At 72.2% G+C, this 26,808-nt stretch carries 18 protein-coding genes; 10 read left to right on the plus strand and 8 right to left on the minus strand.

The window, feature by feature from the left end; genetic code table 11:
* Positions 1-53: 53 nt before the first annotated feature.
* Positions 54-482: a MarR family winged helix-turn-helix transcriptional regulator gene (locus IE096_RS12180; protein WP_189451442.1), complete on the plus strand. Its 429-nt coding sequence runs from the start codon at positions 54-56 to the stop codon at positions 480-482.
* A gap of 47 nt (positions 483-529) precedes the next feature.
* Here IE096_RS12180 and lon read toward each other — a convergent pair whose 3' ends face one another.
* Both lon and IE096_RS12190 read right to left on the minus strand, forming a co-directional pair.
* Entirely contained in the window at positions 530-2,941 is a 2,412-nt protein-coding gene (lon, locus tag IE096_RS12185) for an endopeptidase La (RefSeq protein ID WP_189451443.1), read from the minus strand.
* Positions 2,942-3,085: 144 nt separating this feature from the next.
* Positions 3,086-3,904 carry a rhomboid-like protein gene (locus IE096_RS12190; RefSeq protein ID WP_189451444.1) on the minus strand — a complete coding sequence of 273 codons (819 nt, stop codon included), beginning with the start codon at positions 3,902-3,904 and terminating at the stop codon, positions 3,086-3,088.
* Positions 3,905-4,079: 175 nt separating this feature from the next.
* Here IE096_RS12190 and IE096_RS12195 point away from each other — a divergent pair, with 175 nt between their 5' ends.
* From IE096_RS12195 to IE096_RS12215, 5 genes are all read left to right on the plus strand, one after another.
* Positions 4,080-4,760 (plus strand): spermidine synthase family protein, encoded by a 681-nt coding sequence (locus IE096_RS12195; RefSeq protein ID WP_189451445.1) that lies wholly within the window; start codon positions 4,080-4,082, stop codon positions 4,758-4,760.
* 90 nt (positions 4,761-4,850) lie between these two features.
* The gene (locus tag IE096_RS12200) at positions 4,851-5,588 is read left to right on the plus strand and encodes a response regulator transcription factor (RefSeq protein WP_126916018.1); all 738 of its coding nucleotides are present in this window, start codon (positions 4,851-4,853) and stop codon (positions 5,586-5,588) included.
* Between the two features lie 49 nt (positions 5,589-5,637).
* The gene (locus tag IE096_RS12205) at positions 5,638-6,738 is read left to right on the plus strand and encodes a sensor histidine kinase (protein ID WP_189451446.1); all 1,101 of its coding nucleotides are present in this window, start codon (positions 5,638-5,640) and stop codon (positions 6,736-6,738) included.
* Positions 6,739-6,980: 242 nt separating this feature from the next.
* The gene (locus tag IE096_RS12210) at positions 6,981-10,823 is read left to right on the plus strand and encodes a multifunctional oxoglutarate decarboxylase/oxoglutarate dehydrogenase thiamine pyrophosphate-binding subunit/dihydrolipoyllysine-residue succinyltransferase subunit (protein ID WP_189451447.1); all 3,843 of its coding nucleotides are present in this window, start codon (positions 6,981-6,983) and stop codon (positions 10,821-10,823) included.
* Positions 10,824-10,989: 166 nt separating this feature from the next.
* The gene (locus tag IE096_RS12215) at positions 10,990-11,169 is read left to right on the plus strand and encodes a DUF6104 family protein (RefSeq protein ID WP_126916014.1); all 180 of its coding nucleotides are present in this window, start codon (positions 10,990-10,992) and stop codon (positions 11,167-11,169) included.
* A gap of 53 nt (positions 11,170-11,222) precedes the next feature.
* Here the strand turns inward: IE096_RS12215 and IE096_RS12220 are convergent, their stop codons facing one another.
* The gene (locus tag IE096_RS12220; protein WP_189451448.1) at positions 11,223-12,044 is read right to left on the minus strand and encodes a hypothetical protein; all 822 of its coding nucleotides are present in this window, start codon (positions 12,042-12,044) and stop codon (positions 11,223-11,225) included.
* A 135-nt stretch (positions 12,045-12,179) separates the two neighbouring features.
* Between IE096_RS12220 and IE096_RS12225 the strand changes: the two genes are divergently transcribed.
* Complete coding sequence (locus IE096_RS12225) at positions 12,180-13,034, plus strand: DUF4097 family beta strand repeat-containing protein (protein ID WP_189451449.1); 855 nt, start codon at positions 12,180-12,182, stop codon at positions 13,032-13,034.
* Positions 13,034-14,032 carry a PadR family transcriptional regulator gene (locus tag IE096_RS12230; RefSeq protein WP_189451450.1) on the plus strand — a complete coding sequence of 333 codons (999 nt, stop codon included), beginning with the start codon at positions 13,034-13,036 and terminating at the stop codon, positions 14,030-14,032. The genes IE096_RS12225 and IE096_RS12230 overlap by 1 nt, the downstream gene beginning before the upstream one ends.
* 128 nt (positions 14,033-14,160) lie before the next feature.
* Here the strand turns inward: IE096_RS12230 and IE096_RS12235 are convergent, their stop codons facing one another.
* From IE096_RS12235 to IE096_RS12250, 4 genes are all read right to left on the minus strand, one after another.
* Positions 14,161-16,803 carry an ABC transporter substrate-binding protein gene (locus IE096_RS12235; protein WP_229820122.1) on the minus strand — a complete coding sequence of 881 codons (2,643 nt, stop codon included), beginning with the start codon at positions 16,801-16,803 and terminating at the stop codon, positions 14,161-14,163.
* Positions 16,804-17,074: 271 nt separating this feature from the next.
* Positions 17,075-19,735, minus strand: coding sequence for a type 1 periplasmic-binding domain-containing protein (locus IE096_RS12240; RefSeq protein ID WP_189451452.1), 2,661 nt, complete (start codon positions 19,733-19,735; stop codon positions 17,075-17,077).
* A 135-nt stretch (positions 19,736-19,870) separates the two neighbouring features.
* Positions 19,871-21,319, minus strand: coding sequence for a cellulase family glycosylhydrolase (locus IE096_RS12245; protein ID WP_189451453.1), 1,449 nt, complete (start codon positions 21,317-21,319; stop codon positions 19,871-19,873).
* Positions 21,320-21,326: 7 nt separating this feature from the next.
* Positions 21,327-22,289: a zinc-binding dehydrogenase gene (locus tag IE096_RS12250; RefSeq protein WP_189451454.1), complete on the minus strand. Its 963-nt coding sequence runs from the start codon at positions 22,287-22,289 to the stop codon at positions 21,327-21,329.
* Between the two features lie 178 nt (positions 22,290-22,467).
* Between IE096_RS12250 and IE096_RS12255 the strand changes: the two genes are divergently transcribed.
* Entirely contained in the window at positions 22,468-23,811 is a 1,344-nt protein-coding gene (locus tag IE096_RS12255) for a TolB-like translocation protein (RefSeq protein ID WP_189451455.1), read from the plus strand.
* Between the two features lie 70 nt (positions 23,812-23,881).
* Here IE096_RS12255 and IE096_RS12260 read toward each other — a convergent pair whose 3' ends face one another.
* A complete protein-coding gene (locus tag IE096_RS12260; RefSeq protein ID WP_189451456.1) occupies positions 23,882-25,096 on the minus strand; it encodes an NAD(P)-dependent malic enzyme in 1,215 nt (404 codons plus the stop codon).
* Between the two features lie 589 nt (positions 25,097-25,685).
* On the opposite strand from IE096_RS12260, the gene IE096_RS12265 reads away from it, so the two are divergent.
* A complete protein-coding gene (locus IE096_RS12265; RefSeq protein ID WP_189451457.1) occupies positions 25,686-26,654 on the plus strand; it encodes an ABC transporter substrate-binding protein in 969 nt (322 codons plus the stop codon).
* Positions 26,655-26,808 lie beyond the last annotated feature (154 nt).

Raw genomic sequence — 26,808 nt, forward strand, 5'->3', positions numbered from 1 at the left:
ATGATTCAAGCTGGAAAGATGTCTGCTTGATGCAGTTGACTTAAGATGGCTCCATGAGCAGCCCAGAACCGCAGACCCTCGCCGAGCGACAGCTCTGCGGACTGGTGAACGGCCTCGCCCGCCAGATCTCCGACCACGTCCGTGTGGCCGCGACCGGACTCGGCCTCACCGCGCCGCAGGCCACGGCCCTCCGTGAGCTCAGCGGCCCGATGACGATGCGGGAGCTCGCCGACCGCATGAGCTGCGAGCCGTCCAACGCGACGTTCGTCATCGACAAGCTGGAGTGCCTGGGGCTCCTGGAGCGCCACCCCCACCCCACGGACCGCCGCGCCAAGCAGCTGATCCTGACGGCCGAGGGCACGGCGCTGCGTGAGCGCCTCATCGCCGCCCTCTCCGAGGACTCCCCCCTGAGCGCCCTCACCCGCGACGAGAAGGCCACCCTCCACGCCCTCCTCGACCGGGCCGTCAGCCGCCACCCCTGACATACGACGAAGGCCCCCACTGGGTGGGGGCCTTCGTCGTCACATTCTCACGCCGCCGCCAGCGGCACCTGCTCACCCGGGACCGTCGCCGGCGTCAGCGCCAGCTCCAGCACCCTCCGGACGTCCGACACCGGGTGGACCTCCAGCTTCTCCAGCACCTCGGCCGGCACATCGTCCAGATCCGGCTCGTTCCGCTTGGGGATGATCACCGTGGTGATGCCCGCCCGGTGCGCGGCGAGCAGCTTCTGCTTCACCCCGCCGATGGGCAGCACCCGCCCGGTCAGCGACACCTCGCCCGTCATCGCCACGTCCGGGCGGACCTGGCGGCCGGAGAGGAGCGAGGCCAGAGCCGTCGTCATCGTGATGCCCGCGCTCGGGCCGTCCTTCGGGACCGCGCCCGCCGGGACGTGGAGGTGGACGCCGCGCTCCTTGAAGTCGCCGACCGGCAGCTCCAGCTCGGCGCCATGGGAGCGGAGGAAGGACAGGGCGATCTGGGCCGACTCCTTCATGACGTCCCCGAGCTGGCCGGTGAGCGTCAGGCCCGCGCCGCCGGTCTCCGGGTCGGCCAGGGACGCCTCCACGAACAACACGTCGCCGCCCGCGCCGGTGACCGCGAGGCCCGTGGCCACACCCGGGACGGCCGTCCGCCGCTCGGCCGGGTCCTGGGCGGACTCGGGCGTGTGGTGCGGGCGCCCGATCAGCGGGCGGAGCTCCTCCGTGCCGATGGTGAAGGGCAGCTCCTGTTCTCCCAGTTCGTGCTTGGCCGCGACCTTGCGGAGCAGCCGGGCGATGGCGCGCTCCAGGTTCCGTACGCCCGCTTCGCGGGTGTACTCGCCGGCGAGCTTGCGCAGGGCGTCGTCCTCCAGCACGACCTCGTCGGCCTCCAGGCCGGCGCGCTCCAGCTGGCGGCGGAGGAGGTGGTCGCGGGCGATGACGACCTTCTCGTCCTCGGTGTAGCCGTCGAGGCGGACGAGCTCCATACGGTCGAGGAGGGCCTCGGGGATGGCTTCCAGGACGTTGGCGGTGGCCAGGAAGACGACGTCGGAGAGGTCGAGTTCGACCTCCAGGTAGTGGTCGCGGAAGGTGTGGTTCTGGGCGGGGTCGAGGACCTCCAGGAGGGCCGCGGCCGGGTCGCCGCGGAAGTCGGAGCCGACCTTGTCGATCTCGTCGAGGAGGACGACCGGGTTCATCGAGCCGGCCTCCTTGACGGCCCGGACGATCCGGCCGGGCAGCGCGCCCACGTACGTCCGCCGGTGGCCGCGGATCTCGGCCTCGTCGCGGACGCCGCCGAGGGCGACGCGGACGAACTTCCGGCCCATGGCGCGGGCGACGGACTCGCCCAGCGAGGTCTTGCCCACGCCGGGCGGGCCGACGAGCGCGAGCACCGCGCCCCCGCGCCGCCCGCCGACCACGCCCAGCCCCCGGTCGGCGCGCCGCTTGCGCACCGCCAGGTACTCGGTGATCCGTTCCTTGACGTCCTCCAGGCCCGCGTGGTCCGCGTCGAGTACGGCCTTCGCGCCGGGGATGTCGTAGGCGTCCTCGGTGCGCTCGTTCCACGGCAGCTCCAGGACCGTGTCGAGCCAGGTGCGGATCCAGCCGCTCTCGGGGCTCTGGTCGGAGGCGCGCTCCAGCTTGCCGACCTCCTTGAGGGCCGCTTCGCGGACGTGTCCGGGCAGGTCGGCGGCCTCGACGCGGGCGCGGTAGTCCTCGGACTCGTTCTCCGGGTCGCCGTTGAGCTCGGCGAGCTCCTTGCGGACGGCCTCCAGCTGGCGGCGGAGGAGGAATTCGCGCTGCTGCTTGTCGACGCCTTCCTGGACGTCCTTGGCGATGGACTCGGCCACCTCCTGCTCGGCGAGGTGGTCGCCGAGCCACTTCACGGCGAGCTTCAGCCGGGCCACCGGGTCGCTGGTCTCCAGCAGCTCGACGCGCTGGGCGACGGTGAGGAAGGGCGAGTAGCCGGAGTTGTCGGCGAGCAGGCCGGGGTCCTCGATCTGCTGGACGCGGTCCACGACCTGCCAGGCGCCGCGCTTGCGCAGCCAGCTGGTGGCGAGGGCCTTGTACTCCTTCATCAGCTCCGAGACCGAGCCGGGCAGTGGGTCGGGGGTGAGCTCCTCCATCGAGGTGCCCTCGACCCACAGGGCGGCGCCGGGGCCGGTCGTGCCCGCGCCGATGCGCACGCGGCGGTCGCCGCGGATGAGCGCGCCGGGGTCGCCGTCCGACAGCCGGCCCACCTGCTCGACCGTGCCCAGCGTGCCGACGCCCGCGTACGTGCCGTCCACGCGTGGGACGAGCAGGACGCGTGGCTTGCCGCCGGAGCCCTTCGCCGCGGCCTGGGCGGCCTCGACGGCGGCCCGGACCTCCGTGTCCGACAGGTCGAGCGGGACCACCATGCCGGGCAGCACGACCTCGTCGTCGAGCGGCAGCACGGGCAGGGTGAGCGGTGCGGACATCGAAGCCATGATCTCCCCTTCGGCAGGCAAGTTGAGCTATGCCGACTCAATGCCCGGGACAGGGGTGATTGTTCCCAGGGGTTTGTTCGCTGTGAGCGATCGGTGACAGGTGGTGCGGGGGTAGCCCGTCGGGGTGAATTCGGTTCCGGCCGCTCAGCGGCCGCGAAGGGCGGTGTCCGCCGCGGCGCGGGGCTCGTCGCCCTCCACGCGCTGGCGCCGGGGCGCGGGGACCGCCGCCCGCGCGGGCGGTACGGCGTCCGCCTCCGCCTCCGTCAGCTCGCGTGCCCGGGCCGGCCCCGGCAGCCCGTCGCGGATCAGCGACCGGCAGGCGACGCCCGTGAGCAGCGCGATGGGGTGCCCCGCGCTGGCCAGCGGATCGATGAGCTCGATCAGGTCCTGGGCGCACATCGCGCCCGCCACGCCCAGCATGGCCCAGCGCGCCGGGCGCGACACCAGCCCGGAGAGCGCGCCGATGCAGGCCATGAGGCCGAAGCTGATGCCGTAGTCGAGCCGGTGCAGCGAGGATTCGGGCAGCTGCCCGGCCGCGACGGCGCCGGCCACCGGGAGTTCCGTGGCGAGGGTGGCCAGGACGTGGCCGACGAGGAAGACCCCGGCCGTCCGGGCGCCGCCCACGCGCCGTTCCAGCGCGGTGAGGACGAGCGCGAAGGCCACCCCGTACGCCGAGTAGAGCCCGCCGGCCACCCACAGGGCGCTGGCGACCAGGACGACCAGCGGCTGGTCGGCCAGGTGGGCGGCGTCCGTGCTGGAGTCGCGGAGCAGCTGGTCGACGGTGGCCTGGTCGCCGAAGTCGGCGTAGACGGCCGTGCCCAGCAGGATCAGGCCGTAGCAGAAGGTGAAGGGCGTGCCGGTGGGGGTGGGCAGCAGCCGGCCGAGGCGGCGGAGCGCGATGCGGAGGCGGCCGGGGGCGGCGGCCGTCGCGTGGGCGTTCCGATCGGCGTCAACCGCTGTCACTCGGTCGGCCCCTTTCCGCGCGTTCCTCCGGGCTTGCTTGAACATTAAGGTCCACGGTCGGGCGCCGGATCAACCTCTGGTCGTGACTCCCATCACCTTTGTCAACCTCTTGACGCTTACTGGCGTCGGCCGATTCGTCGACAGTCACCGAACGGTCAACAGGAGGCAGTAAGCAATGCGCCGCTACGACTCGCCCGCCACCGTCATCGACCGCCGCGAGGGCCCCTATGGAGAGGTCGTGCTCAGACGGCGGAGCGAGCACTTCGAGATCATCGCCAACGGCTGTTTCCTGATGGACACCTCGGACGGGCGCTCCGAACGGCTGCTCGTCGACGCGGCCCTGGCCGCCCTCCCCGCCGGGCGAAAGGATCCGGCCGTCCTGATCGGTGGCCTCGGTGTGGGCTTCTCGCTCGCCCGGGCGGCGGAGGAGCCGCGCTGGGGGCGGATCGCCGTCGTCGAACGGGAGGCGGCCGTCGTGGACTGGCACCGCGAGGGCCCGCTGGGCGCGTACTCGGCGGCGGCGCTCGCCGACCCCCGCACCGAGATCGTCCACGCCGACCTCGTGGCGTACCTCCGGGCGCCGGGCCCCGGTTTCGACGCGCTCTGCCTGGACATCGACAACGGCCCCGACTGGACCGTCACGGAGGACAACGGCAGCCTCTACTCCCCCACCGGACTCGCCGCGTGCCGGGACCGGCTGACGCCCGGCGGGGTGCTCGCGGTGTGGTCCGCGCAGCCCTCGGCGGCGTTCGAACAGGCCCTCCGTAATGCCGGGTTCGCCGGGGTAACGACGGAAGAGATCACCGTTGCCCGAGGCGTCCCGGACGTCGTTCACCTCGGCATCCGCGCCGCGTAGCCGAGTCCCGCCGGGTGCCCGTACCCTGCCTTCCACAGGTGCAGGACCCGTAGTCACATCGCTACGGGAACACGCTTAGGGGCGGGGCGCATGGAGCACACACACATCGGCCCGAGCGGCGTCGTGGCCTCCACCGGGGCACAGCGTCGGGTACTGATCGTCGAGGACGACCGGACGATCACCGATGCCATCGCGGCCCGTTTGCGGGCCGAGGGATTTCAGGTACGCACCGCGGGCGACGGGCCCGCCGCCGTCGACACCGCCGAGGCATGGCAGCCGGACCTGCTGGTGCTGGACGTGATGCTGCCCGGTTTCGACGGCCTCGAGGTCTGCCGCCGGGTGCAGGCGCAGCGGCCGGTTCCCGTCCTCATGCTGACCGCGCGCGACGACGAGACCGACATGCTGGTCGGTCTCGGCGTCGGGGCGGACGACTACATGACCAAGCCGTTCTCGATGCGCGAGCTCGCCGCCCGGGTGCACGTCCTGCTGCGCCGGGTGGAGCGGGCCACGCTGGCCGCGCACACCCCGCGCAGCGGCATCCTGCGCCTGGGCGAGCTGGAGATCGACCACGCGCAGCGCCGGGTGCGGGTGCGCGGCGGGGACGTCCATCTGACGCCGACAGAGTTCGACCTGCTCGTCTGCCTGGCCAACACCCCGCGCGCGGTCCTCTCCCGCGAGCAGTTGCTCGCGGAGGTGTGGGACTGGGCGGACGCCTCCGGCACCCGGACGGTGGACAGCCACATCAAGGCGCTGCGCCGCAAGATCGGGGCGGAGCGGATCCGTACGGTCCACGGGGTGGGCTACGCGCTGGAGACCCCGGCGGCATGACGGCACCTGTGGGGCGGGGCGGGCGGCATGACTCGTTACGGTGATCCCGGTGCCCGGTGACGGCCGGCCGCCGCAGGGGCTCTGGAGCAGGCTCTGGGAGGCGCTGCGCCCCCTGGACCCCTACCGGTCGGTGAAGGCGGCGCTGGGCGCGCTGGTGATCGGCTCGGTGGTGATCACGACGTTCCTGGTGTTCGTCGCCATCCACTCGGCGACCGAGCTCCGGGTGATCACCGTCTTCTCGATCATCGCTTCCCTGCTGATCACCCAGTTCGTGGCGCACGGCCTGACCGCGCCGCTGGACGAGATGACCGCGGTCACCCGGTCGATGGCACGGGGCGACTACACCCGTCGGGTGCGGGCCGGGCGGCGGGACGAGTTCGGGGACCTGGCCGAGGCCTTCAACCGGATGGCGGCCGATCTGGAGGCGGTGGACACCCACCGCAAGGAGCTGGTCGCCAACGTCTCGCACGAGCTGCGCACCCCCATCGCGGGGCTGCGGGCCGTGCTGGAGAACGTCGTGGACGGGGTCTCGGCCCCCGACCCGGAGACGATGCGCACCGCGCTGCGGCAGACCGAGCGGCTGGGCCGGCTGGTGGAGCAGTTGCTGGACCTGTCCCGGCTGGACAACGGGGTGGTGCCGCTGCACGCCCGGCGCTTCGAGGTGTGGCCGTATCTGGCGGGGGTCCTCAAGGAGGCGAGCATGGCCTGCGGCAGCGGCTCCTCGCCGCGCGCCCGCAAGGACGTCCATCTGCACCTGGACGTCTCGCCCCCGGAGCTCACGGCCCACGCGGACGCCGAACGGCTGCACCAGGTGGTCGCCAATCTGGTGGACAACGCCGTCAAGCACTCTCCCCCGCACGGCCGTGTCACCGTGCGGGCCCGCCGGGGCGAGGGGGCCCAGTCGCTGGCCCTGGAGGTGGTGGACGAGGGGCCGGGCATTCCCGAGGCCGAGCGGCACCGCGTCTTCGAGCGTTTCAACCGGGGCTCGGGCGCCTCGCAGGGCCCGGGCGCGGACGGCGGGACGGGGCTGGGCCTGGCCATCGCCCGCTGGGCGGTGGACCTCCACGGCGGGAGCATCGGGGTGGCCGAGTCCCCGCGTGGGTGCCGCATCAAGGTCACGCTTCCGGGAGGTCCTCGCGAGCCGAGTTGACGTAGGGTCGGTGGTGGGAGCACACATCCGACCCGGTGTGGGGCAGGATTCGGCGAACCCAGGAGAGCCCGGGGTCAAGCGGAACCTTCGGGCTTTCCCAGCTCTTCGTGCCCTGAAACCAGAGGTCGAGTGTGACTTAGGCGACGATCTGGCCCGGGTGGCCTGCATTAGGGGTCCCGACAGGCGTAGCCTTTATTCCCGCTGTCCACCACCTTAGGAAGCGGAAGAGGGCGGTTGCCGCCGTGTCGCCACAGTCCCCCAACACCTCGAGCGTCTCGACCGACCAAGCGGGGCAGGGCAAGAGCCCTGCCGACGTGTTCGGTCCCAATGAGTGGCTCGTCGACGAGATCTACCAGCAGTACCTCCAGGACCCGAACTCGGTCGACCGAGCCTGGTGGGACTTCTTCGCCGACTACAAGCCGGGCACTGCCCCGGCTCCGCCGGGGCAGGCTGTGACCGGGGGCGCTTCGGCCGCTCCGGCCGCCGCGCAGGCCCCGGCCGCCGCGCCGCAGGCGCCGGCCGCTCCGGCCGCCGCCCCGCAGGCCGCCCCGGCGGCGCAGGCCCCGGCCGCTCCGGCCGCGGCTCCCGCCGCCGCGAAGCCCGCCGCCGCGAAGCCCGCCGCCGCGCAGGCCGCTCCCGCGGCGCCGGCCAAGCCCGCCGCGGCGAAGCCCGCCGCCGCCAAGCCGGCCGCCGCCAAGGCCGCCGAGCCGGGCGCGGGCCCCGAGTTCGTGACGCTGCGCGGTCCGTCCGCCGCGGTCGCCAAGAACATGAACGCCTCCCTGGAGCTGCCGACGGCCACGTCCGTCCGCGCCGTCCCGGTGAAGCTGCTGTTCGACCAGCGCATCGTCATCAACAACCACCTGCAGCGCGCCCGCGGTGGCAAGGTCTCCTTCACGCACCTCATCGGCTACGCCATGGTGCAGGCGCTGAAGCTGATGCCGTCGATGAACTACTCCTTCACGGAGAAGGACGGCAAGCCCACCCTCGTCAAGCCCGAGCACGTCAACCTCGGTCTGGCCATCGACCTGGTCAAGCCGAACGGTGACCGCCAGCTCGTCGTCGCGGCCATCAAGAAGGCCGAGACCCTGAACTTCTTCGAGTTCTGGCAGGCCTACGAGGACATCGTCAAGCGCGCCCGCGTCGGCAAGCTGACGATGGAGGACTTCACCGGAGTCACCGCGTCGCTGACCAACCCCGGCGGCATCGGCACGGTCCACTCCGTGCCGCGTCTGATGCCCGGCCAGGGCCTCATCATCGGCGTGGGCGCCATGGACTACCCCGCCGAGTTCCAGGGCACCTCGCAGGACGCCCTGAACAAGATGGGCATCTCCAAGGTCATGACCCTGACCTCGACGTACGACCACCGGGTCATCCAGGGCGCCGCCTCCGGCGAGTTCCTGCGGATCATGCACCAGCTGCTCCTCGGCGAGAACGACTTCTACGACGAGATCTTCGAGGCGCTGCGCATCCCCTACGAGCCGGTCCGCTGGCTCAAGGACATCGACGCCTCGCACGACGACGACGTCACGAAGGCCGCCCGCGTCTTCGAGCTGATCCACTCCTACCGGGTCCGCGGCCACGTCATGGCCGACACCGACCCGCTGGAGTACCGCCAGCGCAAGCACCCCGACCTCGACATCACCGAGCACGGCCTCACCCTGTGGGACCTGGAGCGCGAGTTCGCGGTCGGCGGCTTCGCCGGCAAGTCGATGATGAAGCTGCGCGACATCCTGGGCGTGCTGCGCGACTCGTACTGCCGCACCACCGGCATCGAGTACATGCACATCCAGGACCCGAAGCAGCGCCGCTGGATCCAGGAGCGCGTCGAGCGTCCGCACCACAAGCCGGAGCGCGAGGAGCAGCTGCGCATCCTGCGCCGCCTGAACGCGGCCGAGGCGTTCGAGACGTTCCTGCAGACGAAGTACGTCGGCCAGAAGCGCTTCTCGCTGGAGGGCGGCGAGTCCGTCATCCCGCTGCTGGACGCGGTGCTGGACGCGGCCGCCGAGGCCCGCCTGGACGAGGCCGTCATCGGCATGGCCCACCGCGGCCGCCTGAACGTCCTCGCCAACATCGTCGGCAAGTCCTACGCGCAGATCTTCCGCGAGTTCGAGGGCAACCTCGACCCGAAGTCGATGCACGGTTCCGGCGACGTGAAGTACCACCTGGGTGCCCAGGGCGTCTTCACCGGCCTGGACGGCGAGCAGATCAACGTCTCGCTGGCCGCCAACCCGTCCCACCTGGAGACGGTCGACCCGGTCGTCGAGGGCATCGCCCGCGCCAAGCAGGACATCATCGGCAAGGCCGGCACGGACTTCACCGTCCTGCCGATCCAGCTGCACGGCGACGCGGCCTTCGCGGGCCAGGGCGTCGTGGCCGAGACCCTGAACATGTCGCAGCTGCGCGGCTACCGCACCGGCGGCACCGTGCACATCGTCATCAACAACCAGGTCGGCTTCACCGCGCCGCCGGAGTCCTCGCGCTCGTCGATGTACTGCACCGACGTCGCCCGGATGATCGAGGCGCCGATCTTCCATGTGAACGGTGACGACCCGGAGGCCGTGGTCCGCGTCGCGCGGCTCGCCTTCGAGTTCCGCCAGGCGTTCAACAAGGACGTCGTCATCGACCTGATCTGCTACCGCCGTCGCGGCCACAACGAGTCCGACAACCCGGGCTTCACCCAGCCGCTGATGTACGACCTGATCGACAAGAAGCGCTCGGTGCGCAAGCTCTACACCGAGTCGCTGATCGGCCGTGGCGACATCACCCTGGAAGAGGCCGAGCAGGCCCTCCAGGACTACCAGGGCCAGCTGGAGAAGGTGTTCGTCGAGGTCCGCGAGGCCGACACGACCCCGGCTCCCGCCGAGGTCCCGGCGGCGCCGCTGGACGGCTTCCCGGTCGCGGTGGACACCGCGGTCTCCCAGGAGGTCGTCAAGCGCATCGCCGAGTCGCAGGTCACCCTCCCCGAGGGCGTCACGGTGCACCCGCGTCTGCTGCCGCAGCTGCAGCGCCGCGCGGCCAGCGTCGAGGACGGCACCATCGACTGGGGCATGGGCGAGACCCTGGCCTTCGGCTCCCTGCTGATGGAGGGCACCCCGGTCCGGCTCGCCGGCCAGGACTCCCGCCGCGGCACCTTCGGCCAGCGCCACGCGGTGCTGGTGGACCGGGAGACCGGCGAGGACTACACCCCGCTGCTCTACCTCTCCGAGGACCAGGCCCGCTTCAACGTCTACGACTCGCTGCTCAGCGAGTACGCGGCGATGGGCTTCGAGTACGGCTACTCGCTGGCCCGCCCGGACGCGCTGGTGCTGTGGGAGGCGCAGTTCGGCGACTTCGTCAACGGCGCCCAGTCGGTGGTGGACGAGTTCATCTCCTCCTCCGAGCAGAAGTGGAACCAGACCTCTGGTGTCACCCTGCTGCTGCCGCACGGCTACGAGGGCCAGGGCCCGGACCACTCCTCGGCCCGTGTCGAGCGGTTCCTCCAGCTCTGCGCGCAGAACAACATGACGGTCGCCATGCCGACGCTGCCGTCGAACTACTTCCACCTGCTGCGCTGGCAGGTCCACAACCCGCACCACAAGCCGCTCATCGTCTTCACCCCGAAGTCGATGCTGCGCCTGAAGGCCGCGGCGTCGAAGGTGGAGGAGTTCACCACCGGTCGCTTCCGTCCCGTCATCGGCGACGACAGCGTCCAGCCCGAGGCCGTCCGCAAGGTCGTCTTCTGCTCCGGCAAGGTCTACTACGACCTGGACGCCGAGCGGCAGAAGCGCGGCGTCACGGACACCGCCATCATCCGTCTCGAGCGTCTCTACCCGCTGCCGGGTGAGGAGCTCCAGGCCGAGATCGCCAAGTTCAAGAACGCCGAGAGCTACATCTGGGCGCAGGAGGAGCCGGCGAACCAGGGTGCGTGGCCGTTCATCGCGCTCAACCTGATCGACCACCTGGACCTGGCCGTCGGCGCCGACGTCCCGGCCCGCGAGCGACTGCGCCGGATCTCCCGTTCGCACTCCTCGTCCCCGGCGGTCGGCTCGGCCAAGCGCCACCAGGCCGAGCAGGCGGCGCTGATCGCCGAGGTCTTCGACGCCTGAGTGATCGCCGCCTAGCGGTTGCGAAGTAGCACCACGAAAAGGTGGGCTCCCCCTCGTTGGGGGAGCCCACCTTTTCGCTGTCAGCTCGTCCTACTGGTGGGGGACGGGGACGTCCCGCCTATCCTGGGCGGGACCGATTGGCTCATCCCCTCTGACGGAGATCACGTTGTACTTCACCGACCGCGGCATCGAGGAGCTGGAGAACCGGCGGGGCGAGGAGGAGGTCTCCCTCGGCTGGGTGGCCGAGCAGCTCCGCACGTTCGTCGACCTCAACCCCGACTTCGAGGTCCCGGTCGAGCGCCTGGCGACGTGGCTAGCGCGACTGGACGACGAGGACGACGAGTAGGACCCGCGGCCGTCGGACGGGCCGGGTTCGTCAGCCCGGCCCGTCCGGCGTTCTCAGCGCTCGCGCGAGCGCCACACGTCGTACGCCAGCGTGAGCGCGCCGTCCGCGACGAGGACCGCGCCCGCGGTCTTCAGCCCCCGGCGGCCGCCGCGCCGCCCGAGCGCCCAGAGCGACACCCCCGCCAGGACCTCCGCCGCGCCGAGCGCCCGCGCCCGCGGCCCCCGTACCCACCGCCCCAGCGGCCCCCGCTCCGACGCGTCGAGGCCGTCGCGCACCATCGTGCGCCAGCCGGGCCACTCGACGGGCTCCGCCTCCGGCGCCGCGTCCGCCGCCGCGCGCAGTGCGGCCGCGCCCGTGCCCGGGGTCAGGCCGGGCGGCAGGTGGAGGCCGGCCCGGGCCAGGACGGCGACGAGCCCGAGCACCCGCGCGGCCGCGTCGGCGTCCGAGTCCGGCAGGGTGAGCCGGTCGAACGCCTCCGCGTCGAGCACCGGGTCCAGGCCCAGCCGGGCCCGCAGCGCCGTCATGGCGCTCTCCTCCCCGAGCGGGGAGCCGTCCGCCAGCCAGGTGTAGCCGACCGTGCGGCGGAAGCCCGCCGCGACGACGAAGCCGGCTCCTTCCGCGTCCCACCACAGGCCCACGGCCGGCCAGGGTTCGGCGACGGTCAGGGCGTGCGCCCACTCGGCCGTCAGGGCGGCCGGGCTCGCGCCCTCCGCGTGCCAGGCGTCCTCCCCCGGCACCAGCACGGTCCACTCCTCACCCGCCGGGGCGAGGAGCAGCGGCTCGCGCAGGAGCTGGGCGGACGGACGGACGCGGTCGGGCTCGGCCCGGCAGAGCAGCAGAACTCCCGCTGCCGGGCTGTGATCAGTAGCGGACATGCGTCAACGCTATGCCACTCGGAAGACCCTTGACTTCCCGGGGCCACGATATATCGTGTTCTGCAGGAGACGCGATATGTTGCGTCGCGGCGGTGCCGCGTGCGCAGCACTACGCCCGTACGGAGGAGGCCCGGAATGCCGGACCGGTCGCAGTGGTCACTGGCCGCACCCCAGAAGCTCACCTTCGAGGAACCCGTCACGGCGCTCGCGGTGCGCGTCGTGGGCGGCACCGTCAATGTCGTGGGCACCGACAGCGGCCCCGCCGGGCTGGAGCTGTCCGAGATCGAGGGAGCCCCGCTCGTCGTCAGCCTCCGGAAGGGCGTCCTCACGGTCGCCTATGACGACCTGCCCTGGAAGAACATCCTCAAGTGGTTCGACCGCGACGAGTGGAAGCGCTCCGTCACGATCACGCTGACCGTGCCCACGGCCACCCGGGTCGAGACCGGCGTGGTCGGCGCGAGCGCCGTCGTCTCCGGCATCACGGGCCCCACGGAGGTCCGCGGCGTCACGGGGGACGTCACCCTCGTCGGCGTACGGGGCGACGTCCGCGCGGAGTCCGTCTCCGGGCGGCTGGAGGCCCAGGCCCTCGCCGGCGACCTGCGCTTCAACTCCGTCTCCGGCGACCTGACCCTGATCGAGGGCACGGGCGGCCGGGTCAAGGCGGAGACCGTCAACGGCGACATGACCATCGACCTCGCCGGCACCGCCCGCACCCCCGACCTCGCGCTGACCACCGTCTCCGGCGAGGTCGCCATCCGGCTGCCGCAGCCGGTCGACGCCGACGTCGAGGCCAACACCACCAGTGGCCCGGTCTCCTGCGCCTTCGAGAACCTGCGGGTCGGCGGGCAGTGGGGCGCCAAGCGGATCACCGGCACGCTGGGCTCGGGCGGCGGCAAACTCAAGATCACCACCGTCTCCGGCGCGGTCGCGCTGCTGCGCCGGCCGCCGTCCCCCGATGACGACGCCCCCGCGTCGGGAAAGGTCCTCTGATGCCCCCCGTCTTCGGCCACGGCCGGCTCCGCCTGTATCTGCTGCGCCTCCTCGACGAGGCCCCGCGCCACGGCTACGAGGTCATCCGCCTGCTGGAGGAACGCTTCCAGGGGCTCTACGCCCCCTCCGCCGGCACCGTCTACCCCCGCCTCGCCAAGCTGGAGGCGGAGGGCCTGGTCACCCACACCACCGAGGGCGGCCGCAAGGTCTACTCGATCACCGACGCCGGCCGCGCCGAACTCGCCGACCGCCGGGGGGAACTGGCCGACCTGGAGCTGGAGATCCGCGAGTCCGTCGCCGCGCTGGCCGCCGACATCCGCGAGGACGTGCGCGGCGCCGCCGGCGATCTGCGCCGCGAGATGCGCGAGGAGGCGCTGAAGGCCCGTACGGAGCCGGGCGCCGCCGGCTCCGGAGGGGATTACTTCGCCGGGGCGAAGGAGGAGTTCCGCAAGGCCAAGGAGGAGTGGAAGGAGCAGGCCCGCCGGGCGAAGGAGGAGAGCCGCCGCGCCCGCCAGGACGCCCAGACGGCCCGCCGCCAGGCCCGGCAGGCGCAGGAGCAGACGCGCCAGGAGGTGCGGCGCATCGCCGAGCGCGTCCAGGAACAGGTCCGTGAGCACGCCCGGCACGGCGACTGGCCCGCGGGCATCGCCGAAGGCGTCGGCGCGCTGGCCAAGGATCTCGGCGTACTGGCGGGGCAGATGCGCGCCGGACGGGCGCCGGGGCAGTCCGCCGACGAGCCGGTGATCGTCGTGGAGCGGGCGGAGGACGAGCCGCTGCGCGCCTCGTACCCGCTGCCGGAGTGGGCGGTCGCCGACGACGCCCTCTCCAAGGAACCGGCCCGCGACCTCGACCGGCTGCTGGACCGCTTCCGCGACGAGGTGCGGGATGCGGCGCGCGATCATGGGGTGACGCCGGATCAGCTCCGCGAGGCGCGGGCCCGCTTGGCGGATGCCGCCGCGCGGATCGGGGGGCTGCTGAAGGCGCCGCAGGCGCCGTAGGGGCGCGGGGAACTGCGCGACCAGCCACAGGCGGCCCGCAGCCGCCCTCGGTGCCCAGGAGCATCCTGCAACTGCGGGCCGCCTTGGGCTGAGCGCGCAGTTCCCCGCGCCCCTTGCGGGGCGTCCCGCTACGAGGCGTCCCCCGCGTCCCGGGGGCACTCAAAGGCGTCCCCCGGACCCCACGCCGTCTTCTCGTCGCCGCTGTCGCGGACCCCGCACTCCAGCGCCACCTCGGGGCCCTGGCGGGTGTCGTGGAGGATCAGCAGCCGCTTGTCCCGGGGCACCTTCCGGCCCTGGTCGTAGACCAGGGTCCCGGTGGCGCCGCGCACCCCGTCGCCGCCCCCGGCCCCCGACGCCAGCACGGTCTGCACCGTGTCGCGCGAGAAGGAGCCGGTGCCGGAGGTCTGGCGGGCGGTGTTCACGGCGGTGGCCAGCAGCCGCAGCGCGTCCCAGGCGACGGGGGCACGGCCGTCGTTGCTCCACAGGTCGTCCTTGCCGTACGCGTCGAGGTACTGGGTGCGGAAGGCCCGGCCCACCTCGTTGGGCCAGTAGCTCTTGGGCACGGCGTGTGCCGCGTAGTAGAGCCGTACGCCCGAGTGGCGGCTGCTGGGCTGCTGGGCGTCCACGACGGCGCTGGTCAGGTCGTTGCCCCCGAGGGCCGTCACATGTCCCCGGCAGGAGGTGCCGTTGTCGAACTCGTCGAGGAACGCGGAGAATTCCGTGCCCCGGCCCGCCCAGTACACCACCGTGCGGGGCTCGGCCTTGATCCGCCGGCAGACGGAGGCCGCCATGTCCGCCAGGGTGCGGGCCCGTTCGGTCCGGTCGTCCTGCGTCGGGTCGAAGGGGGTCTCGGAGTCCGCCGAGTAGAGGATCGTGCGGGTGTTCTTGAACTCCTGGACGAAGCGGCGGCGCAGATTGTCGCTGTAGCGGTCGGTCGGGTCGGCCACGACCACCGCCTCCCGGGCGGGGGCGCACACCCCGGGCGAGGTCTCCACGATGTTGCCGCGCCGGGCGAAGTCGGCGGCGACGCGCGCCTCGCGCCGGTTGTCCGGCGCGACCTGCCGGTACATGTGGTGCTGCTGCATCTGCTCCGCCGTCGTCACCGTGCCGATCACGGGGAGGCCGGCGGCGCCGAGGGTGTCCCGGGCCTTCAGGGTGGCCGTCCGGCTCTGTCCCAGCCCGACCACGCCCATGATCTGCTGGCTGCCGCCGCTCTTCCGCTCCTCCTCGGCCTCCTTGGCGATCCGTTCGGCCGCCTCGGGCGCCTTCGCGAACTGCTGGCCGCCGTCCTCGACCCGTACCCGCAGCCACACCTTGCGGGCCCCGTCCCGGGACGCCTCGCGGTTGAGCGCCTCCTGGGCGAGGGCGATGCCGCGCAGTTCGGGGATGGAGCCGCTGTACATGCCCTCCTTCCAGGTCTCGGCGACGGCGGGCACCCCGAGATAGACGACGGTGCGGACGGCGGTGTTGGGGCGTTTCGCCGCCGCGTCGGCCTCCGCGTTCTGTGTCCTGATGGAGGCCAGCGCCTGCTCGTACAGCTCCTTCGGGGAGATCTCGGGGACCTTGCCCGGGGCGGCCGACTCCGGCATGGCCACGCTCGCGCCGACGCACTCGGTGCTGGTCTCCGCGCCGATCCGGGCCACCGCGAACTGCGCGACGAGCGACAGCGCCGCGACCGCCGCCACCGTCATCACGGCGGCCTCGACGCGCGGCGCGCCGTCGGAGTAGACCTTGCGGGGCTGGATCTCCGGGTAGCCGCGCAGCCTGCTCTCGGCCTCCTCGTCGGGGCGGCCGTCGTAGGGGCCCACCCCCACGGTCACGGTGCGGCCCCGGCCCCGGCCCTGGCTGCGGGTCCAGGAATCGATGGTGGTCGTGGCCGCCGCGAGGGTCTGGGCGGTGTCCCGGCCGTCCCGGCCGACGGCCAGCAGCGCCACCGCCGTGCTGCCCGTCCGCTCGACCGCCTCGGGGAACCCCCGGATCACGCTCTCGGTGACCGAGCCCGGCGCCCCCGCCCGGGGCAGGACGAGGACGAACCGGCTCCGGCGCCGCCGGACCCACGGTGACAGCACCCGCCCGCGCTGGACGGCGTCCTCCAGATCGCTGAGCAGCGCGCACAGCAACGCGTCGGTCCGGCCGCGGGCGACGGCGTCGTGGTGGGCGAAGAAGTCGCCGCGCCCGGCGGATATCCCCGCCCAGCTGCGGAACCAGCCGTTCTTGCCCATCATCCGGCGCTGCTGCCGCCGCCCGTACAGCCAGCGCGGCAGCACGCCGAAGAGCGGCCGGCGCGCCCAGTGCCACAGCCAGCCCGGGATACTCGCGGGCGCCTGGTCGTCGCCGCTGATCGCGTAGAGGGCCTTGAGGAAGAGCGAGGTCTTGCACCGTTCCGCGTAGCACTGATCGCGGAAGTCCCTCGCCCGCACCGACGGTTGGGTCTCCCGGGTGCGGGCGTCGGCCAGGGCGCGCACGAGGTCGTAGCGCCGCAGCCGCAGCCGGCCGAAGCCGGGGGGCCGGTTCTCATGCAGGGCGATCTCGATCTGCTCGAAGACGTCGTGGGTGCGCGAGGTGGAGCCGACGCGCCGCGTCGTCTCCTGGACGCGGGCGAACGGGACGAGCGCGCGCCCCCGGACGCGCAGCCGCTGGCACTCGCCGTCGGCGATCCGCTCCGCCTCGACGCCGCCCGGCGGCGACACGAGGAGCACCCTGGCGGAGGGTCCGCGCCGGCCCGGTGGCACCAGGACGAACTCCTCGAAGGCCGTGACGAAGTCCCCCACGGACGGCAATGGTGGTACAGGCGTGGACACGCTTCACCCCCCGAACGGCCCGGAGCCGGGCCGGCAAGCCCCTTCCACGACAGGCGGTCACGGCAAGGGACACGGGGATACGCCCCCGTGAGCCCATCATCCTCAGCACTCCCGGGGTGCGCCACCCACTCCGGCGCACTTCGTCGCACGCCCCGGCGTAAACGTCACGGCGCGAGCGTCACGGCACGCCCTCACCGCGCGGCCCTCACCGCGCGACCGCCACGCCGCGACCGTCACCGCGTCAGGCTCCGTCCGGGTCCTGTTCGTCCCGGGGGCAGTCGAACGTCCCGCCCGGCCCCCAGGTCCTCTGCTCCGTCCCGCTGTCGCGGTACCCGCACTCCAGCGACACCTCGGGGCCGTCGCGGGTGTCGTGGAGGATCAACAGCCGCTTGTCCACGGGCACCTTCCCGCCGTTGGCGAAGGCCAGCGCCCCCGTGGCGCCCTGGATGCCGGACGGTCCGCCGACCCCCTTCACGAGGTCCGACTCGACCATGCCCCGGGTGAGGAGGGAGGAATGCGAGTCCTGGTAGGCGGTGTTGACGGCCTTCGACAGCACCTGCAGCGCGTCCCAGGCGAGCGGGGCCCGGCCGTCGTCGCTCCACCGGTCGTCGTCGCCGTAGGAATCGCGGTACGCCTGCCGGAAGCGCTCGCCCATGGCGTTGGCGGGATAGCCGTTCGGCAGGACGTGCGCGGCGTAGTAGAGCCGCACCTTGGGGTGGCGCTTGCTCGGCTGCTGGTCGTCGAGGACGACGCCGGTCAGGTCGTCGCCGCCGAGCACCGTCAGCCCGTCGTTGCACGACGTGCCCCCGTCGAACTCGTCGAGGAACGCGGCGAATTCGTTCTGCCGCGCGGCCCAGTAGAGCACCGTGCGCGGGTCCTCCTTGATCCGCGCGCACACCGTCCGGGCCATGTCCGACAGGGAACGCGCCCACTCCGTGCGGTCGTTCGGGGGATCACGCCGATCGGACGGTTTGCCGGGGTTGGGTGTGTACCAGATGGTGCGGGCGTCGGGGAACGCCGCGACGAACCGTCTGCTCAGGTTGTCGCTGTAGGTGTCCTCCGGGTCGGCCACGACCACCGCCCGGCGGGCCGGGGCGCAGCGGCCGGGCGCGGTCTCCACGAGGTTGCCGTAACGGGCGAAGGCCGCCGCGATCCGGGCCTCGCGCCGGTTGTCGGGGGCCACCTGCCGGTAGAGGTCGCTGCGCTGCATCGCCTCGGCCGTCGCCACGGTGCCGACCATCGGCACGTTGGCGGCCGCGAGGACGTCACGGGCCTTGAGGGTGTCCGGGCGGCTCTGGGCCAGCCCGACCACGCCCATGATCTGCTGGGCGCCGGACGGTTCGGCCCGGATCTCCCGCGCCAGCCGCTCGGCCACCTCGGGCGCCTTGGAGAAGCGCATCCCCGCGTCCTCGACCCTGACCTTCAGCCAGACCTTGTCGTTCACCCTGGCCGCCTCGCCGTTGAGCTCCCCCTGGGCCAGGGCGATGCCGCGCAGTTCGGGGATGGCGCCGCTGTAGATGCCGTCCTTCCAGGTGTCGGCGAGGGCGGGCACCCCCAGGTAGACCACGGTGCGGACCATCGCGTGGTTCACCCGGGCGGCCACGTCGGCGAGGTCGTTCTGGTTCTTGATCGTGTCGAGGGCCTCCTGGTACACCACCTTGGGGCTCCGGCCGGTGGTCTTGCCCGGCGGGGCCGACTTCGCCTCGGGGACGGTGGCGCCGAGGCACCGGGTGTTCGCCGGCCGGGGGAACAAGAGCACGACGCCGTAGGCGAGGAGCGACAGCACCAGGACGCCCGCCAGCGCGAGTCCCAGGGCCTCCCAGCGCGGCGCGGCGGCGGAGGGCGCCCCGCCGTCGAGGCAGATCTCCGGGCGGCTGTCGAAGAAGCTGTCGGCCTCCTCGTCGGTCCCGGCGCCGTGGGGCGGTACGGCCACGTGGACGGACCGGCCCCGGCCCCTGCTCTGGCCGGGCGTCCAGGAGTCGATGGTGCTGGTGGCCGTCGCGAAGGACTGGGGCGCCTCCCTCCCGTCCTGATAGCCCACGGCCAGCAGGGCCACGGCCGTGCTCCCGGTCAGCTCGACGGCCCTCGGGAAGCCCTCGACCACGCTCTCGGTGAGCGAACCGGCCGCGCCCGCCTTGGGGAGGACCAGGACGAAGCGGGTGCGGCGCCGCCGGACCCACGGCGAGAGGCGGCGGCGCCCCACCGCGTCCTCCAGATCGCCGAGCAGCGCGCACAGCAGCGCGTCGGCCTTGCGGCCGGTCACCTTCTCGTGCTGCCCGAAGAAGTCGCCGCGCCCGGCGGGGAGCCCCGCCCAGTCCCGGAACCAGCCGCCTTCGCCCATCATGCGGCGCCGCTGCCGCCGCCCGTACAGCCAGCGCGGCAGCACCTCGAACAGCGGCCGCAGGGGCTGCCACACCCAGGACGGCATGCCGGGGACGTCGGCGAGGCTGATGGCGCGCAGGGCCCTGAGGACGACCGAGCTCTTGCGCCGCTCCTCGAAGCACTTGTCGCGCAGGTCCCGGGCGCGTACGTCCGGATCCCGCTCCCCGGAGCGGGCCTCGGCGAAGGCCCGCACGAGGTGGTAGCGCGGCAGCCGCAGCCGCCCGAACCCCTCGGGCAGGTTGCCCAGCAGGCCCTGCTCGATCTGCTCGAAGACGTCCGGGCCCTGGGTCCCTGTCCCGGATAACTCCAGGACCCGGGCGTACGGGACGAGCGCGCGCCCTTGCACCCGCAGCCGTCCGCACTCCCCCGTGGCGATCCGCGCCGCCACCCCCGGATCGCCCTGCGGCATGAGCACGATCCTGGCGGAGGGTCCCCGCCGCTTCGGCGGCGCCACGACGAACCTTTCGAACGCCGCGATGAAGTCGCCCACGGACGGCAGCGATGGAATCGGCGAGGACATGGCTTCACCCCCGGCGGCCCGGAAACCGGACCGGCACGTTCATTCACAACGTCGCGCGACCGCGCGGTGAACAGCAGGGCGAGCGCCCCGGAGTGCATCATCCTCAGCGCTCCCGAACAGCGCCACCACTCCTCGTCACCTCACAGCGTGTCCCGCCGTGGCCATGACCGTGACCGGGCCCGCCGCCCTTCCCGTCGCGTACAGGAACACCGTGCCGCGCCGGCCCGGCCGCACGGTTCCGCCGCTGGTCCGGGCCGGTCCGGTGACGGTGACGCGCCAGCCCCGGGGGTCGGGCGGCAGGGAGAGCTCGCTGGTTCCTCCGGGCGAGGGCAGATAGGTGAGCCGGTAGGAGCGCGCGCCGGGCTCGTACGCCTCGGCGCGGGGCGTACCGGCCACAGCAGGGGCGTACGGGCGGGCCGTGCGCTCCTTGTTGGGGCGGAAGCGCCCTTGCCGGTCCATGGCGCAGTACGTCTCCCCGTAGCACCACTGCCAGCTCGCCCACCCGGACGCGTAGCGCCCGATGGAGGCGATGGCGTCCTCGTAGAACCGGCCCATGTTCGGCAGCGAGCTGTCGAGCGGGCCCCACTCCCCCACCACCACGGGCACGCGCTGCTCGCGCGGGTAGTGGACGACGGCCGCCTCGTAGGCCTCCAGCCAGCCGGACGCGGGATCGTAGTCCCGGCCCAGCTCCATCGCGGCGTTGTAGAAGTGCGGCGCGTAGACGATCTTCGGGTCGGCCACCCGGCCCAGGCCGGTGGGCTTGCCCTCGCCCGCCGCCGGGGTGGGCTCGATGAAGATCCAGTGCTTCCCGTCCACCTCGCGGATCGCCCGCGCGAGGCGCCGGTACATGGGGGTGACCTGGGTGGCCTCGATGCGGCGGGCGGCCGTGAACAGGTCCTCGCCGGGGCGCATCCGGCCCATGGGCTCGTTGATCAGGTCATAGCCCAGGACGGCGGGGTGGCCGGCGAGGCGGCCGGCCAGGACCCGCCACATCCGCTCCTGGGCGAGGCGCAGGTCGGCGTCCTCGTAGAGGTGCTCGAAGGCGGCCTGGACGGCCGGTTCGAAGTACTCGGCGAACCAGTCGTCGGGGTGCTGCCGGTAGGGCAGCCCGTCGGTGCGGGTGGCCCACGCCGGGATGCCCCGGTGGCCGCCGAAGGCCGGTCCGTAGACGTCCTGGTGGGCGTCGATCAGCACCCGGACCCGGTACTTCGCCGCCCAGGCCAGGACGCGTTCGATCTTCCGCAGATACGTTTCGCTGTATGCGCCGCGCCGGGGTTCCAGGTCGTCCCAGAAGACCGCCAGCCGCGCGAAGTCGAACCCCTTCCCCGCCATGTCGCGCAGCGAGCGCTCGGTGATGTCCTCCAGGGCGCGTTCGCCCCGGTGCTCCTTGTCCGCGAGGTTCCAGCCCCGCAGGGTGAGCGCCCGGCCGTGCTCGTCGGTCAGCGGGGGAATGCCGGGGCCGGGGCCGGGGCGAGCGTGAGCCTCGGCGGCTCCGGCAGCTCCGGCGGCTCCGGGCGTGAGAAGGGTCAGGAGACAGGTGATCGCGGCAAGGAACGCCGCCGTGCGCGAGCGTCTCTTCGGCATCCGCCGTTCATACCGTCAGCACGACCTTCCCGAACAGATCGCCGCTGTTCATCTTTTCGAAGCCTTCACGCGCCCGGTCCAGGGGCAGCACCGTGTCGATCACCGGCCGGACGCCCGTGGCCGCGCAGAAGGCCAGCAGGTCCGCCAGCTCCTCCTTGGTGCCCATCGTCACGCCCGCGACGTGGAGTTCATGGAAGAAGATCCGTGTCAGCTCGGCCGCCGGGGGACGGTCGCCGCTGGTCGCGCCGGAGATCACCAGAGTGCCGCCGGGCCTGAGCGACTTGACCGAGTGCGACCAGGTGGCCGCGCCCACCGTCTCGACGACCACGTCCACGCGGTGCGGCAGCCGCGCCCCCGGCTCGTACGCCGCCTCGGCGCCCAGCTCCACGGCGCGCTCGCGCTTGGCCGCGTCGCGGCTGGTCGCGAAGACCCGCAGCCCGGCCGCCGCGCCCAGCACGATCGCCGCCGTGGCCACCCCGCCGCCGGCGCCCTGCACCAGCACGCTCTGCCCGGGGCGCGCGCACGCCTTGGTGAACAGCATCCGGTAGGCGGTCAGCCAGGCCGTGGGCAGACAGGTGGCCTCCTCGAAGGACAGCTCCTTCGGCTTGGGCAGCACGTTCCAGGAGGGCACGGCGACGCGCTCGGCGAAGGTGCCCTGATAGCGCTCGGTGAGGATCGAGCGCGGCTCGTCGGGCCCCACGCCGTGGCCGGTCTCGCCGATGACGGAGTGGAGGACGACCTCGTTGCCCTGCTCGTCGACGCCCGCCGCGTCACAGCCGAGGATCATCGGCAGCGCGTCCTCGCCGATCCCCACGCCGCGCAGCGTCCACAGGTCGTGGTGGTTGAGCGAGGCGGCCTTGACGTTGACGATCGTCCAGCCGGGGCGTGCCACGGGCTCGGGGCGCTCCCCCAGCTCAAGGCCGTTCAGCGGCTGGTCGCGGTCGATGCGTGCGGCGTAGGCGGCGAACATGAGCCGAACCTAGTGGCGGGGCGCGGCTGAGGAAACCACATGGCGCTGTGACACGCGCCGCGTCGTGACCGGGTGCGCGGTGTCTTGACCGGGGGCCGACCGGACTGTTGGCTTCCTCCGCGCACTCCACGCGCATACGCGCGTATCCGCGAGGCGCGACCACGCGAGGGGGAACACCATGCGACGTTCCGGACGCGCCACCGTCACGGCCGCGTTACTCGTCGGCTGCACCGCCGTCCTGCCCCTGACCGGCGCCGATACGGCGGGCGCCGCATCGCCGGGCGCCCACGCCCGCGTCGAGCGGGTGAACACCGCCTCCGACGGCGCCCAGGCGAACGCCGAGAGCATCGGCGCGAAGATCAGCGCGGACGGCCGTTTCGTCACCTTCGAGACCGGCGCCACGAACCTCGTGCCCGGCGCCACCGAGTCGATGCGCCGCGTCTATGTGAAGGACCTGCGCACCGGCCGCACCGAGCCGGCCAGTGTCGCCTCCGACGGTACCCCCGCCGACAGGTCGTCGTGGACGACCTCGATCAGCGGTGACGGCAGGTACGTCGCCTTCGACTCCGAGGCCAAGAACCTGGCCCCGCACCGCAATCCGGGCGACTACTACGACGTGTTCGTCCACGACCGGGTCACGGGCCGCACCGAGGTGCTCGTCGAGAACAAGGGCACGAAGCCCGCGCACAGTTCGGCCCCGTCCATCAGCGCCGACGGCCGCTACGTCGCCTTCTCCTCCGACCGGGACGACCTGGTGCCCGGTGACACCAACGGCCGCACGGACGTGTTCGTCCGCGACCGCCTGCGCGGCATCACGAAACGGGTGAGCGTCACGAGCGACGGCGCCCAGGCCGACGGCTTCTCCGTCTCCCCCGAGATCAGCGCGGACGGCGGCAAGGTCGCCTTCCTGAGCATGTCCGACCTGGTCACGCCGCCCGGCGGGGAGAAGGCGCTGCAACGGCCGCGCGCCCGGGGCCTGTACGTCCACGACCTGCGCACCGGCCGCGTCCAGCGCGGCGCCCCGTCCCGCGACGGCGGGGGCGTGGCGGTCGACGGCGACTTCGCGCTGAGCCCCGACGGCCGGTACTCGCTCTTCTCCTCCGCCTCCGACGCCGTGGTGGAGAACGACACCAACGGCAAGGCCGACGTCTTCGCCACGGACCTGCTCACCGGCGTCACCCGGCGCGTCAGCGTCGCGGCCGACGGCTCGCAGGCCGACGACAGCGCGTACCGGGGCGGGGTCATGAGCGCCGACAACCGGCACGTGTACTTCATGTCCCTGGCCGCCAACCTCGTGCCCGGTGACACCAACGGCGTCGAGGACGTCTTCGCCAAGGACCTCGTGACCGGCGCGGTCGAACGGGTCAGCGTCGCCGCCGACGGCTCCCAGGCCAACGGGTGGTCCAGCGGCCCGAGCGTCGACCTGGCCGGGCGCACGCTCGTCTTCGGCAGCGCCGCGGACAACCTCGTGCCCGGCGACACCAACAAGGTGTACGACGCCTTCGTCCGCCGGCTCCGGTGACGCGCCCATGACGAAGGGCCGGCCCGGACCCCACGGTCCGGACCGGCCCTCCCCGTCAAGGCTCGGGGCGTCAGCGCCGCGCGACGCCGTCCGCCCGCGCCGCCGCGGCCACGGCGGCGGTGACCGCCGGGGCGACCCGCTCGTCGAACGGCGAGGGAATCACCTTGTCCGCGCTCAGCTCGTCCGCCACCACGGCGGCCAGCGCCTCGGCCGCCGCGATCTTCATGCCCTCCGTGATCCGCGACGCCCGCACCTGGAGGGCACCCGCGAAGATGCCGGGGAAGGCGAGGACGTTGTTGATCTGGTTGGGGAAGTCGCTGCGCCCGGTGGCGACGACGGCCGCGTACTTGTGGGCGACGTCCGGGTGGATCTCCGGGTTGGGGTTGGCCATCGCGAAGATCAGGCAGTTCTCGGCCATCTTCGCGACCGCCGGCTCCGGCACCGTGCCGCCGGAGACGCCGATGAAGACGTCCGCACCGTCCAGCGCCACCTCCAACGGGCCCGTCAGACCGGCCTTGTTGGTGAAGCCCGCCAGCTCGCGCTTGACGTCCGTCAGGTCGGTGCGGTCGCCGGAGACGATGCCCTTGCGGTCGCACACGGCCACGTCGCCGATGCCCGCCTCCACCAGGATCCGGGCGATGGCCACACCGGCCGCGCCCGCGCCCGAGATCACCGCGCGCAGCTCGCCGAGCGTACGGCCCGTCAGCCGCGCGGCGTTGCGCAGCGCTGCCAGGGTGACGACGGCGGTGCCGTGCTGGTCGTCGTGGAAGACGGGGATGTCCACGCGCTCCTGGAGCCGGCGCTCGATCTCGAAGCAGCGCGGCGCGGAGATGTCCTCCAGGTTGATGCCGCCGAAGGAGGGCGCCATGCGGGCGACGGTGTCGATGAGTTCGTCGACGTCACGGCAGTCGAGGGCGATCGGGACCGCGTCCACGCCGCCGAACTGCTTGAAGAGGATGGCCTTGCCCTCCATCACGGGCAGGGACGCCTCGGGGCCGATGTCCCCCAGGCCGAGCACCGCGCTGCCGTCCGTCACGACCGCGACGACCTGGGACTTCCAGGTGTAGTCGTACACCAGCTCCGGCTGTTCGGCGATGGCGCTGCACACCTTGGCGACCCCCGGCGTGTAGGCGAGGGACAGGTCGTCCTTCCCCCGGAGGGGAACGGTCGCCTGAACCGCCATCTTGCCGCCACGGTGCAGCGCGAAGGCCGGATCGAAGAACTCTGCGCGAGTCCCTTCGTCCGTGCCGTTGTCGCTGCGAGGATTCACGATCTCCGCTGCCACTTTTCTTGACCCCTTTGTCGTAAGTGCAGATCGAGGGTAACCGCCTCTGGGTGTGGGAGGCGGGTCGGGCACATGTCCGAACCATGTCCGGACCCCGGACGGCGGATGACTTCCGTGCGACGGGGCGGTACGGACAAAGCGGGCGCGCCGCACATGCGCGCCCTGAGCCCCGGGTGAGGGGTGTAACTGGTCTTTCTACCGGAAGACCAGTACGGCCGACGAGTGAGTTCCGGGCCCCGGTGGCGTGAACCCGACACGCGATCACGGCGGAAACGTGTCAACTGGTCCTGGACGCGCCAAGGTGTCCACGAAGTGAGACGCAGCGGGCGTGACCTGCGTCTCGCGCCAGGAAGCCGATCAGAACAGACACAGCAGCCCAAGGGGTGCGAACCACCCGGTAACGAATGGGGATCACCCGTTATCCGATTTTGACATGGCTGGCCCCCCGAATGGGGCAGTCCGGATGGCAAGATGCGCAGACCGCACGAGGTCGCCTCGCACGAGGAAGTGTGCTGCGACTTCTTCCGTGGTTTCGCGTGATTGCCGAATTACCTGTCGTATACCCCCTCAACCGCAGGAGGAACGAGCAATGACCGCAAGCACCACCCCTCGCCCGGCTGCCGCCTGGAGTCGTTTGGCCGCCGTCGGCGCGATCGCGGTCGCCGGCACCCTGCTGCTGACCGGTTGCGGCGACCAGAGGAACAAGACCGGCAACGAGTCGGGCCAGTCGGCCGCCCAGGGCGCCTCGGCCCCGCTCTTCGCCAAGCTCCCGAAGAGCATCCAGGACGCCAAGGTGATCAAGGTCGGCTCCGATATCGCCTATCCGCCGGTCGAGTTCAAGAAGGACGGCAAGACGGTCGGTATCGACCCCGACATCGCCGCCGCCCTGGGCAAGCAGCTCGGGGTCAAGGTCGAGTTCAACAACGGCACCTTCGACGCCCTGCTGACCGGACTGCGATCCAAGCGTTACGACATCGCGATGTCCGCGATGACGGACACCAAGGACCGGCAGGAGGGCAACGACTCCAAGACCCACAAGAAGGTGGGCGAAGGCGTCGATTTCGTCGACTACTTCAACGCCGGTGTCTCGCTCTACACGAAGAAGGGCGAAACCAAGGGAATCAGCGGCTGGAGCGACCTCTGCGGCAAGAAGATCGCGGTCCAGCGCGGCACCGTCTCCGAGGACCTCGCCAAGGCCCAGTCGGAGAAGTGCGAGAAGGACGACAAGGACAAGATCGCCATGGAGGCGTTCGACAACGACCTCGAGGCCCAGACCCGTCTGAAGGCCGGTGGCGTCGACGCCGTCTCCAGCGACTTCCCGGTCGCGGCCTATGCGGTGAAGACCGCCGACAGCGGCAACGCCTTCGAGATCGTCGGCGACCAGGTGGAGGCCGCGCCGTACGGCATCGCCGTCTCCAAGGGAAACACCCAGCTGCGCGACGCCCTCAAGGAAGCGCTCGACGCGATCATCAAGAACGGCGAGTACGAGAAGGTCATCAAGACCTGGGGCGTCGATGCGGGCGCCATCAAGGAAGCGAAGATCAACGGCGGTTCCTGACCTTCGTTTGTCCTGGCTGTCCCCCCTCCTCGTACGGCAAACGCTGAAAGGCATCCCCCGTGACCGCTTCCCCCGACAAGCCCGACAAGACGCCTGCGGCTGACCAACCCGACAAGGCGCCTTCGCCCGACAAGGCCGACAAGGCCGACAAGGC

This window comes from Streptomyces abikoensis (assembly GCF_014648775.1).
GTDB lineage: Bacteria > Actinomycetota > Actinomycetes > Streptomycetales > Streptomycetaceae > Streptomyces > Streptomyces abikoensis.

What these genes read in the sequence shown, in the direction of transcription:
- IE096_RS12220 (WP_189451448.1), bottom strand. Translation starts at nt 12,044, where the DNA reads ATGTCCGCTACTGATCACAGCCCGGCAGCGGGAGTTCTGCTGCTCTGC.
- IE096_RS12200 (WP_126916018.1), top strand. Translation starts at nt 4,851, where the DNA reads ATGGAGCACACACACATCGGCCCGAGCGGCGTCGTGGCCTCCACCGGG.
- IE096_RS12230 (WP_189451450.1), top strand. Translation starts at nt 13,034, where the DNA reads ATGCCCCCCGTCTTCGGCCACGGCCGGCTCCGCCTGTATCTGCTGCGC.
- IE096_RS12265 (WP_189451457.1), top strand. Translation starts at nt 25,686, where the DNA reads ATGACCGCAAGCACCACCCCTCGCCCGGCTGCCGCCTGGAGTCGTTTG.
- IE096_RS12180 (WP_189451442.1), top strand. Translation starts at nt 54, where the DNA reads ATGAGCAGCCCAGAACCGCAGACCCTCGCCGAGCGACAGCTCTGCGGA.
- IE096_RS12240 (WP_189451452.1), bottom strand. Translation starts at nt 19,735, where the DNA reads ATGTCCTCGCCGATTCCATCGCTGCCGTCCGTGGGCGACTTCATCGCG.
- IE096_RS12245 (WP_189451453.1), bottom strand. Translation starts at nt 21,319, where the DNA reads ATGCCGAAGAGACGCTCGCGCACGGCGGCGTTCCTTGCCGCGATCACC.
- IE096_RS12195 (WP_189451445.1), top strand. Translation starts at nt 4,080, where the DNA reads ATGCGCCGCTACGACTCGCCCGCCACCGTCATCGACCGCCGCGAGGGC.
- IE096_RS12250 (WP_189451454.1), bottom strand. Translation starts at nt 22,289, where the DNA reads ATGTTCGCCGCCTACGCCGCACGCATCGACCGCGACCAGCCGCTGAAC.
- IE096_RS12255 (WP_189451455.1), top strand. Translation starts at nt 22,468, where the DNA reads ATGCGACGTTCCGGACGCGCCACCGTCACGGCCGCGTTACTCGTCGGC.
- IE096_RS12225 (WP_189451449.1), top strand. Translation starts at nt 12,180, where the DNA reads ATGCCGGACCGGTCGCAGTGGTCACTGGCCGCACCCCAGAAGCTCACC.
- lon (WP_189451443.1), bottom strand. Translation starts at nt 2,941, where the DNA reads ATGGCTTCGATGTCCGCACCGCTCACCCTGCCCGTGCTGCCGCTCGAC.